The organism is Actinomadura sp. (genome assembly GCF_044508335.1).
Lineage (GTDB): Bacteria > Actinomycetota > Actinomycetes > Streptosporangiales > Streptosporangiaceae > Spirillospora.
This window is the reverse complement of record NZ_JBIQHY010000076.1, coordinates 1-13,771: the sequence shown is the minus strand read 5'-3', so window position 1 is coordinate 13,771 and position 13,771 is coordinate 1. Positions and strand designations below refer to the sequence as shown.

General features: G+C 71.9%; 9 protein-coding genes. 6 read left to right on the top strand and 3 right to left on the bottom strand.

What is annotated here, in order from left to right; genetic code table 11:
• The first annotated feature begins 30 nt into the window (after nucleotides 1-30).
• Together ACIWVC_RS23205 and ACIWVC_RS23200 are read left to right on the top strand one after the other, a co-directional pair.
• Nucleotides 31-909 carry a glycosyltransferase family 2 protein gene (locus ACIWVC_RS23205; protein WP_396447701.1) on the top strand — a complete coding sequence of 293 codons (879 nt, stop codon included), beginning with the start codon at nucleotides 31-33 and terminating at the stop codon, nucleotides 907-909.
• A 17-nt stretch (nucleotides 910-926) separates the two neighbouring features.
• Complete coding sequence (locus ACIWVC_RS23200; protein WP_396454568.1) at nucleotides 927-2,024, top strand: glycosyltransferase family 4 protein; 1,098 nt, start codon at nucleotides 927-929, stop codon at nucleotides 2,022-2,024.
• On the opposite strand, the gene trxA is transcribed toward ACIWVC_RS23200, so the two are convergent.
• Together trxA and ACIWVC_RS23190 are read right to left on the bottom strand one after the other, a co-directional pair.
• Nucleotides 1,996-2,319 carry a thioredoxin gene (gene trxA, locus ACIWVC_RS23195; protein WP_396447693.1) on the bottom strand — a complete coding sequence of 108 codons (324 nt, stop codon included), beginning with the start codon at nucleotides 2,317-2,319 and terminating at the stop codon, nucleotides 1,996-1,998. The two genes, ACIWVC_RS23200 and trxA, sit on opposite strands and share 29 nt — an antisense overlap.
• The gene (locus tag ACIWVC_RS23190) at nucleotides 2,316-3,284 is read right to left on the bottom strand and encodes a lysylphosphatidylglycerol synthase domain-containing protein (protein WP_396447702.1); all 969 of its coding nucleotides are present in this window, start codon (nucleotides 3,282-3,284) and stop codon (nucleotides 2,316-2,318) included. Before ACIWVC_RS23190 ends, trxA begins: the two co-directional genes overlap by 4 nt.
• 67 nt (nucleotides 3,285-3,351) lie before the next feature.
• Here ACIWVC_RS23190 and ACIWVC_RS23185 point away from each other — a divergent pair, with 67 nt between their 5' ends.
• The 3 genes from ACIWVC_RS23185 to ACIWVC_RS23175 all read left to right on the top strand — a co-directional run bounded on the left by ACIWVC_RS23185 (nucleotide 3,352) and on the right by ACIWVC_RS23175 (nucleotide 6,427).
• On the top strand, nucleotides 3,352-4,056 hold the full coding sequence (locus ACIWVC_RS23185; protein WP_396447694.1) for a class I SAM-dependent methyltransferase: 705 nt from the start codon (nucleotides 3,352-3,354) through the stop codon (nucleotides 4,054-4,056).
• Between the two features lie 120 nt (nucleotides 4,057-4,176).
• Nucleotides 4,177-5,325: a glycosyltransferase family 4 protein gene (locus ACIWVC_RS23180; protein WP_396447695.1), complete on the top strand. Its 1,149-nt coding sequence runs from the start codon at nucleotides 4,177-4,179 to the stop codon at nucleotides 5,323-5,325.
• Nucleotides 5,326-5,359: 34 nt separating this feature from the next.
• Nucleotides 5,360-6,427, top strand: a complete 1,068-nt coding sequence (locus ACIWVC_RS23175; protein WP_396454567.1) for a sugar phosphate nucleotidyltransferase — start codon at nucleotides 5,360-5,362, stop codon at nucleotides 6,425-6,427.
• Between the two features lie 30 nt (nucleotides 6,428-6,457).
• Here the strand turns inward: ACIWVC_RS23175 and ACIWVC_RS23170 are convergent, their stop codons facing one another.
• The gene (locus tag ACIWVC_RS23170) at nucleotides 6,458-6,994 is read right to left on the bottom strand and encodes a hypothetical protein (protein ID WP_396447697.1); all 537 of its coding nucleotides are present in this window, start codon (nucleotides 6,992-6,994) and stop codon (nucleotides 6,458-6,460) included.
• A 324-nt stretch (nucleotides 6,995-7,318) separates the two neighbouring features.
• On the opposite strand from ACIWVC_RS23170, the gene ACIWVC_RS23165 reads away from it, so the two are divergent.
• A partial coding sequence (locus ACIWVC_RS23165) for a LamG-like jellyroll fold domain-containing protein (protein ID WP_396454566.1) occupies nucleotides 7,319-13,771 on the top strand: 6,453 nt, incomplete at its 3' end.

The window sequence follows — 13,771 nt, the reverse complement described above, 5'->3', positions numbered from 1 at the left end:
GCCGAGCCCGCCGCGGAGCCGCCCGTCCACGTGACGATCGTCCTGCCCTGCTACAACGAGCAGGACCACGTGATCGACGAGGTCGAGCGCATCTGCAAGGCGATGGACAACAGCGGCAAGACCTACGAGCTGCTCGCCGTCGACGACTGCTCCACCGACGACACGCTCGCGCGGCTGCGCGAGGCCGAGCCGCGCTTCCCGCACATGCGGGTGATGGCCTTCCAGCACAACAGCGGGTCCGGGACCGTCCGGCGCATCGGCTCGCAGCAGGCCCGCGGCGACATCGTCGTGTGGACGGACGCCGACATGTCCTACCCGAACGAGCGGATCCCCGAGCTCGTGGACGCGCTCGACGACGACCCGTCCATCGACCAGGTCGTCGGTGCGCGCACCAGCGAGGAGGGGACGCACAAGGTGCTGCGCGTCCCCGCGAAGTGGTTCATCCGCAAGGTCGCCGAGCGGCTCACCAACTCCAAGATCCCCGACCTGAACTCGGGGCTGCGCGCGTTCCGCCGCGAGGTGTCGCTGCCGTACCTGCGGCTGCTGCCGCCCGGGTTCTCCTGCGTCACGACGATCACGATCGCGTTCCTGTCGAACCAGCACCCCGTCCGGTACATGCCGATCGACTACGCCAAGCGGGCCGGCAAGTCCAAGTTCCACTTCACCAAGGACGCCTACCGCTACATCCTGCAGGTGCTGCGGATGGTCATGTACTTCAACCCGCTCAAGGTGCTGATGCCGCCCGCGCTGTGGCTGATCGTGATCGGACTGGCCAAGGGCGTGTTCGACATGGTGGTGCACTTCGGCTACTTCGCCAACAACACCATCATGATCTTCGTGACGGGGTTGATCATCGCGTCGCTGGCGCTGCTCGCCGACCTGATCGTCCGATCGCGCGGCGACGTCTAGCGGTGGCGGCCGGGGGCATGCGCATCGCGATCGTCGGGCCGGCGTTCCCGTACAAGGGCGGCGGCGCCCGGCACACGACCGAGCTGGCGCACCGGCTGGCCGCCGCCGGGCACGAGGTCGTCATCGAGTCGTGGCGCGCCCAGTACCCGTCGTCCCTGTATCCGGGGCAGCAGACCATCGCCGAGCCGGAGGGCGAGCCGTTCCCCGGCACCCGGCGCCGGCTCGACTGGCGGCGTCCGGACGGCTGGTGGCGCACCGGCCGCGCGCTGCGCTCCCGCGACCTGGTGGTCCTGGTGGTGCTCAGCACCGTCCAGGTGCCGTCCTACCTGGGGATACTGGCCGGCGTCCGGCGCGGTGCGCGGGTGGTGGCGCTGTGCCACAACGTCCTGCCGCACGAGCGCAAGCCGTACGACGAGCCGCTGATGAAGCGGCTGCTGCGGAAGGTGGACGGCGTCCTCGTCCACACCGAGGCGCAGGCCGAGGCGGCGCGCGGCCTCACCGGGCGTCCGGTGCGGGTCGCGGAGATGGCCGCGCATCTGCCCGCCACCGGGGGCGGGGACGTTCCGGCGGGCGACGAGAAGGTGCGCCGGCGGCTGCTGTTCTTCGGGATCGTCCGCCCGTACAAGGGCCTGGACGTCCTCCTGCGCGCTCTGGCGGAAGGCCCGGACGACGTGGCGCTGACCGTCGCGGGCGAGTTCTGGGGCGGGCTGGACGAGACGCGGGAGCTGATCAGGTCGCTCGACCTGGCGTCGCGGGTGGAGCTGCGGCCCGGCTACGTCCCGGCCGCCGATGTTCCGGGGCTGTTCGCCGCCGCCGACGCGCTGGTCCTGCCGTACCGGACGGCGACCGCGTCGCAGAACGTGTGGATGGCCTACGAGCACGGGCTGCCGGTGATCGCCACCGACGTCGGCGGGTTCGCGGACCAGATCCGCGACGGCGTCGACGGCCTGGTCTGCCGGCCGGACGACGTCGCGTCCCTGGCGGCGGCGCTGCGGCGCTTCTACGAGCCGGGGACGCCGGAGCGCCTCCGCTCCGGCGTCCGCCCGGTCGACCACGGCCCGGTGTGGGCCGCCTACATCGACGCGCTCACAGGTGCGGTTCGAGGACCTTCATGAGGGCGCGCTTCGGCTTGGCGCCGACGATCTGCTCGACGACCTCGCCGTTCTTGAGGAGCAGCAGGGTCGGCAGGCCCATCACGCCGTACTTGTTCGGCGTCTCCGGGTTCGCGTCGTAGTCCATCTTCGCGATCCGGATCTTGCCGTCCTGCTCCTCGGCGATCTGCTCCAGGATCGGCGCGATCATGCGGCACGGCCCGCACCAGTCGGCCCAGAAGTCGACCAGTACCGGGGTGTCGCTGTTGAGGACCTCGTCCGCGAACGTCGCGTCGGTCACGGTGATCGGGGCCGTCACGGTCCCTCCTTCGTAGGCTGTGTTCCCGTCACAAGCTCTTTGGGGGGCGGTTCATTCCCGGCGCCGGGCACGGTGCGCCCGAGCAGGAACGCCACCCCCGCGTTGATGAGGTCGGCGAGCGTCAGCAGCACCCGCGACGCGATCGCGACCACGACCGGCGCGCCCGCCGGCAGCACCGGTGTCAGCACCACCGTCAGCGCGGCCTCCCGCGCCCCGATGCCGCCCGGCGCGATGAACACCAGGAAGCCGGCGACGAACGCCAGCGCGTAGGCGCCGGTCGCGAGGAACGGCAGCCCCGTCCCGTCGCCGCCGACGGCCGTGCAGAGCAGCCAGGTGTGCACGCCGAACAGGAGCCAGCCGAGGACCGTCCAGCCGACGGCGCGCAGCGTGACGCCGAGGCTCACCGGGTGCTCCAGCGGCGGCCGCCGGATCAGCCGCAGCATCGTGCCGAGCGCCCAGGTCACGATCTTCGGGTGCAGCAGCGCGAGCAGCACCGGCGCGAGCAGGAACAGCCACCAGTACTCGTTCCGCGCGGCCTCGGACGTCAGCGGCAGCGTCACCGCCGCGACCGCCAGCCCGCACGCCGTGGACGTCGCGACCGCCAGCATCGTCGAGCCGAAGCTGCGCTCCGGCGGCACCCTGTGCTCGCGGGTCATCTCGATCTGCGTGACCAGCGCCCACACCTTGCCCGGCACGTACTTGCCGAGCTGGGAGATCCCGGAGATCCGGAAGATGGCCCGCACCGGCAGCGGCGACCCGAGGCCGGCGAGGAACTCGCGCCACCCCAGCATCCAGACGAAGAGGCCCGCGAGCCCGGCCGCCAGCGCCCCGGCGAGCGCCGCCCAGGACATCTGCTCGAACGCCCGCACCGTCGCGTCCCACTGGGACGCCACGCTGTAGCCGCAGAACGCGAGCGCGAGCAGCACCAGGAGCACGCGCAGCGCCCGCACGGCGACGACCTTCATCCTCACCCGCCCAGCCTAGGCGAACGCGACCTCCCACCCGCCCGCTCGCCCTAGAGTTGGGGACACGATGAAGATTTCGGATGTGGTCGCCTTCATGGGCCACCAGGTGCACGTGTGCCGGTACCGCGAGGCGGGGACGCTGCTCGCCTGGATGGGCCGCGACCTGCGCGGCAGGCGGGTCCTCGACGTCGCGGGCGGCGACGGCTACTGGGCCGGGCAGGCGCGCAGGCGCGGCGCCGACGCCGTCTCGATCGACCTCGCCCGCGGCAAGATGGTCTACGGCCGGACGCTCGCGAACGCCCCCGCGCTGATCGAGTGCGACGCGCTGCGGCTGCCCTTCGCGGACGGGTCGTTCGACGCGATCCTGTCCGTCTGCGCGATCGAGCACTTCGACGACGGCGGCAGGTCGCTGGACGAGATGGCGCGGGTGCTGAAGCCCGGCGGGGAGATATTCATGTCCGCCGACGTGCTGAGCCGCGCCGACGCGTGGCCGAAGCTGCGCGACGCGCACAAGGCCAAGTACCACGTCCAGCACACCTACACGCACGAGAGCCTGCGCAAGCTCATGGACGAGCGCGGCCTCGACCTCGTCCGGCACAGCTACCAGTTCCGCACGGCCGCGACGGAGCGCCTCTACCTGTCGCTTTCCACCTACGGCGGCAAGGTCGGCTTCAACGCCGCCGCGCCGCTCACCCCGCTCGTCGCCCTCGCCGACCGCGGCGCGCCCAACGAGCGCGGCAGCATCGTCCTCGTCCAGGCGCGTAAGAGGTAGCGGACGGGTAGGTGCCCTCGTGAATCACGTGGATGAGGTCACCCGAGCGTGCGCCCTCCGGGCGTAGGCTCGGAGAGTAAAGAGTGATCTACGCCACCGCGCTGGATGGGGGAGTGGACCGTGGCGCCTCGAATTCTCCTCGACGCCACCGCCGTGCCTGCCGACCGCGGCGGGCTCGGGCGGTACGTGGACGGGCTGCTGTGCGCCCTGCACGCGCAGGGCGCCGATCTCGCCGTCGCCTGCCAGCGGGCCGACGAGAAGCGCTATGAGGGCCTCGTCCCCGGGGCCCGGGTCGTCGCCGGCCCGGCGACGCTGGCGCACCGCGCCACCCGCCTGGCCTGGGAGCAGTCCGGCCTGCCGCACGTCGCCGAACGGGTCGGCGCGGACGTCATCCACCTGCCCACGTACACGATGCCGGTGAGCGCCGCCCTGCCCACGGTCGTGACGATCCACGACGTGACGCTGTTCGCCGAGCCCGAACCGCACGACCCGGTGCGCACCTCCTACATCAAGTCGGCGACCCGCACCGCGGCCCGCCGCGCGACCCGGCTGATCGCCCCGTCCCGCGCCACGCGCGACGAGCTGGTCAGCGTGCTCGGCGCCGACCCGGCGAACATCGACGTCGCCTACCACGGCGTCGACCACGAGGTGTTCCACCGCCCGTCCGAGGCCGAGACCAAGCAGGTCTCCGACCGCCTCGGCCTGCACGGGCACCCCTACATCGCCTACCTGGGGGCGCTGGAGCCGCGCAAGAACGTCCCGAACCTGATCCGCGGCTGGGTGCGGGCCTGCGCCGACCGCCCCGACCCTCCCGCGCTCGTCCTCGCGGGCAGCGGCGGCTGGGACGACGAGGTCGACGCGGCGCTCGCCACCGTCCCGCTCGACCTGCGCGTCCTGCGCCCCGGCTACCTGCCGTGGGCGGCCCTGCCCGGCTTCTTCGGCGGCGCCCTGGTCGTCGCGATCCCGAGCCGCGGCGAAGGGTTCGGCCTGCCCGTCCTCGAAGCGATGTCGTGCGGCGCGCCCGTCCTCACCACGCACCGCGGGCCGCTGCCCGAGGTCGGCGGCGAGGCGGTCGCCTACACCGAACCCGACGCGTCCGGCATAGCCGCCGCGCTGGCCGCCCTCATCGACGACCCGTCCCGCCGCGCCGCGCTGGCCGAGGCCGCCCACACCCGCTCCCGCGAGTTCTCCTGGTCGGCCTCCGCCGAGGCGCACATGGCCTCCTACCAGCGCGCAGTCGACCAGTACACCGCGTCCCGCACCCACTAGGCTCTCTCCAACCGCGCGTGGAGAAAGGAGCCGAGTGGAAGCGATCCTCCTGGTGGGAGGCCAGGGCACCCGCCTGCGCCCTCTGACGATCTCCACCCCGAAGCCTCTGCTCCCCACCGCGGGCGTGGCCTTCCTCGCGCACCAGCTGGCCCGCGCCCACACCTCCGGCGTCGAACGCATCGTGTTCGCCACGTCCTACCGCGCGGAGATGTTCGAAGCCGCCTTCGGCGACCACGCCTACGGCGTCGACCTCGCCTACGTCTGCGAACGCGAGCCGCTCGGCACCGGCGGCGCCATCCGCAACGCGGCCCGCGCCCTGACCTGCGCCCCGGACGACCCGGTCCTGATCCTGAACGGCGACATCCTGTCGGGCCACGACGTCCGCGCCCAGGTGAAGCTGCACGAGGAGGCCGGCGCCGCCGTCACCCTGCACCTGACCGAGGTGGACGACCCGTCCCGCTTCGGCTGCGTCCCCACCGACCCCGGCGGCCGGGTGACCGCCTTCCTGGAGAAGACGTCCCACCCGGTCACGAACCAGATCAACGCCGGCTGCTACGTCTTCCGCCGCTCCGTCATCGACACGATCCCCGAAGACGAGGTGGTCTCGGTGGAGCGCGAGACCTTCCCCGCCCTGATCAGCTCCGGCGCCGTCGTGATGGGCCACGTGGAATCGGCCTACTGGCTCGACGTGGGCACCCCCGAGGCGTTCGTCCAGGGCTCCCGGGACCTGGTCATGGGCGCCCTCGCTTCCCCCGCCATGCCGGGCGAGCCGGGCGAGCGCCTGACCCTCGCGGGTTCCCGGGTCGCGCCGGGCGCGGTGGTGCGGGGCGGCACGGCGGTGGGCCGCAACGCCGTCATCGAGTCGGGCGCCACCGTGACCGGCAGCGTCCTCCTGGACGACGCCTTCGTCGCCGAGGGCGCCACCGTCCGCGACTCCGTCCTGAGCCGAGGCGCCCGGGTGGGCCCCGGCGCCGTCCTGGACGGCGTGGTCCTGGGCGACGGCGCGGTGGTGGGGCCCGGCAACGAACTGCGCCCCGGCCTGCGCGTCTGGCCGGGCATAGAGCTGCCTCCGACGGCCATCCGCTTCTCCACCGACACCTGACCGCGCCGCCGCGGGGTCCCCGGGGCCGGCTCACGTGACCGCCGCGGAGACGATGCGTTCGACGGCGTCGGGCACGGGCGCGCCCGACGCCCGCACCGCGCGGACGTTCCCGGTCGCACCGGCCGCCCCGACCACGACGAAGCGCGCGTCCCCGAAGCTCCGCGCGCTCGCGGTGACGGTGTCGGTGGCGAGCTTGCCGGCCGCCAGGATGATGCCGCAGTGCCGCTGCACGAGGCTCGCGAGGTAGGGCCGCGCGTTCGCGACCGTCGCCGGACCGGGCACGGCGAGGTACTGGATCTTGGCGCGGGTCTTCAGCGACGCCCGCCGCATGCCCTCCCAGACGGGCGCGGCCTCCCGGCCGGCGACGCCGCGGGAGTCGGTCAGCAGACACGCCTTGAAGGCGATGTACCGGCGTGCGCGCGGCTTGTCCGACGGCGTGAGGAGCGCCAGGCAGACCCCGCCCGCGACCGCCGCCGCGAGTGCCGCGGCGATGGACGCCCGCCACTTCGGCGAGAGGCGCCTGCACCGGTCGAGCCCGGCCGCCGCCCGCCGGACGGCGGTCTCCACGACGCCTCGGCGCCCCCGGCCGGTTGTGCGTCGCCGCAGGTCAGGGGGACGCGTGCGGTGTGCCGGCATGGGGGGTGCCTCGCTTCTCCCGGGGTCGGCCGGCCTCGGCGCGAACCGTGCGACCGGTTTCCGGATGATCGTTCTCCCCTCGGCGACGATCACGAAAACATCGCTTACCGGATCCGGTCAGCGGCCCGGGCCGAGTCTTGCACAGTGCAATGAACGAGGTTACTTTCCGGCTGTTTGGAAGTTATGGGAGAAAAGTTCACATTGGGCTGGTTTGTCGTGTTGTGACACCCGGCTCCAGGAGAGGCCGGGTGTTCGGTGCCGAGCTCGCAGGTTCTGGGCATCGTGATCGTCCTGTTCGCGGTGGCCCTCGCCGCCGCGGCCGGCGCCCGCACGGCGGACGCGCTGTACCGCCTCGCGCTGCGGTTCCGGCGCCCCCGCGGGCCGCGCCGCGGGCCGGGCGCGCTGCGCGGCCTCCGCCGGAGCGCGGCGGCCCGGCGCACCGCGATCCTGCTGTGCGTCGCCCTGGCGCTGATGGCCACCGAGCAGCCCGCCCTCGCCAGCGAGGGCATGCCGGAGGTGTCGTTCGCCGGGATCACCGGGATGTTCGGATGGCTGACCGGCGAACCCGTCCCGCACTTCGGGCGGCTGCCGCGGCAGAAGTCCGGGACGGCGGCCGGCCGCTCGCACTCCGCGACGGCGGGCGCGACCCGGGCCGGCCGCGGCACGGGCCGCGAGCCGGGGCACGGAAAGGGCGAGCTGCCCGCCTACGAGGCCGGCGGGCGCAAGGTCCCGAAGGGGCGCAGCGGCCATGGCAGCGTCGGCTTCGCGAAGAGCACCAGCCGCCGGGACGCCGCGAAATCCACGGCGACGACCGACTACTACCGGAACGCCGACGGCTCCTACACGCGCGAGTTCGCGCAGCAGCCGATCAACTACCCGGACGGGCACGGCGGCTGGCAACCCATCGACACCACCGTCCGGCAAGGCGGCGACCGGCGCTGGCACGAGCGGGCCAACGCGTTCGGGGTGAGCTTCGCGCCCAAGGCGTCCGACGCGCGGCTGGCCCAGGTGGAGGGGGAGGACGGGCGGCGGCTCGCCTACGCGCTGCAGGGCGCGGCGCCGGTCGCCCCGACCGTGTCGGGCTCCGTCGTCACCTATCCGCGGGTGCTCCCGTCCACCGACCTGTCGATGTGGCCGACCGCGACCGGCATGAAGGAGTCGATCGTCCTGCACTCGGCGGACGCGGGGAACTTCTGGGTGTTCCCGCTGAAGCTGACGGGCCTCAAGCCGCGCAAGGCCGCCGACGGGTCGATCGAGCTGGTGGACGGCTCGGGCAAGGCCGCCGGGCGGATCCCCGCCGGGTACGCCTACGACTCCAAGATCGACAAGCGGTCGGGAGAAGGGGCGAGCACGCACGCCGTCACCTACGGCCTCACCGAGGTCGACGGGAAGCCCGCGCTGACGGTCACGCTCGACGCGAAGTGGCTGCACGCCCCCGAGCGCGTCTTCCCCGTGACCGTCGACCCGTCCTACAACAACATCCTGACCTGGTCGACCACCTACGCCGAATCGGGAATCGACCCCGGCGACCACTCGACGGAGCAGACCATCAAGGTCGGATCCTGGGACGCCGGCCCGCACAGCGCCAACTCCTTCCTGAAGTTCCCGCGCGCCGGGATCGACGGCTCCCAGGTCCCCGTCTCCGCCGCGCAGCTCACGCTCTTCGACACCTGGGCGTCCACCTGCACCGCCGAACGGTTCGACGTCGCCGCCGTCACCGAGGACTGGACGCCGTACGAGGTCGTGTCCTATCCGGGGCCGTCGCACAGCGGCTCCATCGGGCACGCCACCCCGAACGTCCCGCACGCCTGCGCGAACACCGGCGCCGACCGGACCGTCGGCGACTGGGTCACGGTGAACCTCTCGACCACCCCGTTCAACGACTGGGCCAACGGCGGTGACGACTTCGGCCTCGCCCTGTACGCCGCCACGTCCGACAACCTGCACTGGAAGCAGTTCAACACCGCCTACGCGCCGACCGGCACCCCGATCCTGGCCCTCACCTACACGGGCGCGCTGCTCCCGCAGGTGTACGGCCAGATCCCGGCCAGCGGCCACCGCGCCGACACACTGACACCGCAGCTGACCGCGTGGGGCGGCCGCGACCCCAACCTGCCCGTCACGGTGAAGTTCCAGTTCCGCGTCCTCGACGCCGACGGCAAGACGGTCGCGGACTCCGGGCTGGTGACCCCGCCCGGCGACTCCACGACCGCCACGTGGAAGGTGCCCGCGGGCAAGCTGAAATGGGGCCGCACCTACTACTGGGGCGCGGTCGCCTTCGACGGCACGAACTATTCGGCGGCGCCCACCCTGAACCAGTTGGTCGTGAGCGTGCCGCAGCCGTCGATCACGTCGAGCCTGGCGCAGAACTCCGGGCACGACTTCGACCCCGCGATCGGCAACTACACCTCCACGGCGACGGACGCGAACATCGCCACGGTGGGGCCGAGCCTGTCGGTCGTGCGCGACTACAACTCCCGCGACCCCCGCACATCGGGCGGGTTCGGGGCGGGCTGGGCCAGCGTCTTCGACGCGAAGGCGACCGAGTGGTACACGCCGTCCGGCGCCGTCCGCAGCGTCGCGGTCACCTACCCGAACGGCTCCACAGTCGGGTTCGGGAAGAACTCCGACGGGTCCTTCAGCCCGCCGTCCGGGCGGTTCGCGACGTTCACCGCGATCACCGGCGGCTACCGGCTGACCGACAAGAACGACACCGTCTACACCTTCGGGCACGCGCTCGGCTCCGGCGCGTACGGCATCACCTCGGTCGCCGACGCCTCCGGCCGGACGGTGGACTTCACCTGGTCGTCCGGGCACATCACCGCGATGACGTCGCAGGCGTCCGGGCGGTCGCTGCACCTGACCTGGGCCGCGTCGCAGGACGCCGCGAGCCCGCACATCGCGACCGTCGTCACCGACCCGGTCGATCCGGCCGACACGTCGACCGCGCTGACCTGGACGTACTCCTACACGGGCGACCGGCTCACCTCGGTGTGCTCACCGGAGGACACCGCCCCGGACTGCACCCGGTACGGCTACCAGAGCGCGTCGCCCCACCACGAGCAGGTGCTCGACGAGGGCGCGTCGTCGTTCTGGCCGCTGGCGGAGACCTCGGGGACAACGGCGGCCAGCGCCGTCCTGATCCGCGAGGGCACCGACAACGGCACCTACACGGACGTGACGCTGGGGCAGCCGGGACCGCTCAACCCCGCGACCGCGACGGCCGCCGGATTCAACGGGACGTCGTCCAAGGTGAGCCTGCCCGACCTGAACATGGGCGTCTCCACCACCGAGTCCGTCTCGATGTGGTTCAAGACCTCGCAGGGACCGGGCGTGCTGCTGTCCTACTCCGACGTGGAGATCAAGCCCAGCAACGACAAGGGCGACTTCACGCCCGCCCTCTACATCGGCACGGACGGCAAGCTGAAGGGCACCCTCTGGTGGGACGGGGAGAACCCGAACCCCATCAGCACGTCCGGTTCCGTGGCCGACGGCGCCTGGCACCATGTCGTGCTGTCGGGTTCGCCGACCGGCCAGACGATGTGGCTGGACGGCGCCGTGGCCGGCACGGGGCCGGGGTCCTCGTCCTTCTCCTTCAACTTCCAGCCGTCCTCGCTGAGGCACCACTACCTGGGCACCGGCTACCTCGGCTGGAAATGGCCCGACCAGCCGCACTACAGCACGTCGTCCTACACCGTCTACGGAACGTACTTCAACGGCTCGATGGCCGACGTGGCGCTGTTCGGCGAGCCCCTCGTCCAAGCCGATGTCACCGCGCTCTACAACAGCGGGAAGCAGCAGTCGAGCCTGCTCACCTCGGTCACCAAGCCGTCCGGCGACACCTACGCCGCGGTGTCCTACGACCCGCTGACGTCCACCGTCACGCACGTCACCGACGAGAACGGCGGTTCGTGGACCCTGCCCGCCCCCGCCGTCACCGGCACCTCGAACGTGTACCGGGCCGCGGTGCTCGGCTCGCGACCCGCGACCTACTACCGGTTCGGTGAGGCCGCGGGCGCGGCCCAGGCCGTCGGGGAGACCAACTCCGAGAAGGCGGAGTACTCGAACGTCACGCTGGGCACGGACGGCCCGTTCGACGACGCCACGGCGGCCGCCTTCAACGGCTCGTCGTCGCTCGTGCGGCTGCCGATCGACGACCAGGTCCAGACCTCGCCCGGCTCGATCGAGATGTGGTTCAAGGTCCCGGCGGGCAACACCGCGGGCGGCGTCCTGTTCGACGAGGAGTCCGAACCGGTCGGCCCGGTCGCCGGCAACTACGTCCCCGCGCTGTACGTCGGAACCGACGGCAAGATGCACGGCAAGTTCTGGGACACCGACGGAACCACCAAGGTCCTCGCCTCCGGGCGCAAGGTCAACGACGGCGTCTGGCACCACGTCGCCCTCGCGGCCGGTACGAACACGCAGACCCTCTACCTGGACGGCGTCGCGCAGGGCACGCTGAACGCGCCACTGGCCACCACCGGGGTCAACTACGTCTACGTCGGCGCGGGCATCTCCGGCGGCCACTGGCCGTCCCACCCCGCCGACACCACCGGGTACTTCACCGGGTCCATCGCCGAGTTCGCCTTCTACCACTCGCAACTGTCCGGAGAGGACGTCGTCCGCCACTTCACCGCCGGACGCGACTCGCGCGGCCTGGCCCCGACCACGACCGTCAACGTCACCGACCCCGGCGGCAGGACGCTGGTGTACCAGTACGACCCGGGCCATGGGAACCGTCCGATCTCCGAGACCGACGGCCTCGGCCACCGCACCACCTTCGGCTACGACTCCGGCGGCTTCCTGCACACCGTCACCGACCCCAACGGGAACGTGAAGACCACCGGGCACGACGTGCGCGGCAACACTGTCTCTGAGACGACCTGCCAGGACCAGGCCGCCCGCAAATGCTCGACGACGTACACGACCTACCTGCCGGACGACACCAGCGCGCAACTGACGCCCGATCCGAAGAACGACCTGGTCGCCACCGTGCGGGACGGCCGCTCGTCGGGGCCGTCCGACGACAGGTACAAGACGTCCTACACCTACGACGACGCCGGCAACCGCACCGCGGTGACGACACCGCCGGTGGCCGGCTTCCCGAACGGCCGCACCACCAAGATCTCCTACACCGACGGCACCACCGTCGCCGCCGCCGACTCCGGCCTCGCGCCCGCCGGGCTGCCCTACAAGACCGTCTCGCCGGGCGGAGCCGTCAACACCATCGGCTACTTCCACACCGGCGACGTCGCCTCGGTCACCGACGCCGCAGGGAAGATCACCCGGTTCACGTACGACGGCCTCGGGCGGGTGCTCACCAGCACCGAGGTGTCCGACACCTATCCGGCCGGGCTGACGACGTCCTACACCTACAACAAGATGGGCCAGGTCCTCACAAAGACCGATCCGCCGGTCACCAACCGGGTCACCGGCGCCGTCCACACGGCGAAGACCACCAATGCCTACAACGCCAACGGCGACGTCACGTCGACGACCGTCGCCGACACGACCGGCGGGGACGCCTCACGCACCACCCACACCGGCTACAACGAGCACGGCCAGATCACTTCTCGCACCGACCCCCTGGGCAGGGTCACCGAATTCACCTACGACGCCTACGGCAACAAGGCGACGGAGAAGAGCCCAGGCGGCATCACCGTTGCCTACACCTACGACCCCAGCGGCCAGCAGCTGACCCAGACCCTCAAGAACTACACCGGCGACCCGAACGACCCCCAGGACGCGACGGACCTCGTCGAGTCCTCCCGCGCCTACGACCCGGCCGGCCGCCTCGCCACGCTGACCGACTCGATGGGCAACACCACGTCCTACACCTACACCGACAACGACCTGGTCGCGACGGTCACGCGCACCGACTCCACCGGGGCGAACCCCTTCGTCGAGCGGTCCACCACCTACGACGCCGCGGGCAACCCGGTCCAGCAGGTGACGAACAACGGGGCGACGGTCACCACCGCCACCCTGGACGCCGCCGACCGTCCCACCAGGACCGTCGTCGACCCGGACAAGGAACGCCGCACCACCACCATCTCCTACACCCCGGACGACCAGGTGGCGCGGCGCGTCCAGACCGACATCGACGGCTGGTGGTACTCGACGTCCTTCACCTATGACCCGATGGGGCGGATGACCAGCCGCGTCCTCGGCGGCGACCATCCCGACCACCCTGTCGCCTGGTGGAAGCTCGACCAGACGTCCGGTGAATCCGTGCCCGACTCCTCCGGTGTCGGCAACGACGCCCACGTCGGAACCGGCGTCACCTGGGCCGACCAGGCCGCGGTGCTCCCGGGGACGTCCGGCCAGGACATCGCCACCAACGGCCCCGTAGTGGACACATCGCAGAGCTTCTCGGTGTCGGCCTGGGTGAAACTCGCCGCCACACCGTCCACCGGGTTCCAGACCGCGGTCAGCCAGGACGGGGAGCACGCCAGCGGCTTCTTCCTCCAGTACGACGGGGCCGACGGCAAATGGTCCTTCAGCCGGGTCGCGACCGACACCGACGGCGCGGCCGGCATGCGCGCCCTGTCCACCACCAAGACGCCGTCCGCCGGCACCTGGACGCACCTGGTCGGCGTCTTCGACGCCGAAGACGGCTCGATGACCCTCTACGTCGACGGCGCCGCGGACGGCTCGGCCGTCGACTCCACGCCGTTCAACGCGCCCGGCCCGCTGGTCATCGGCCGC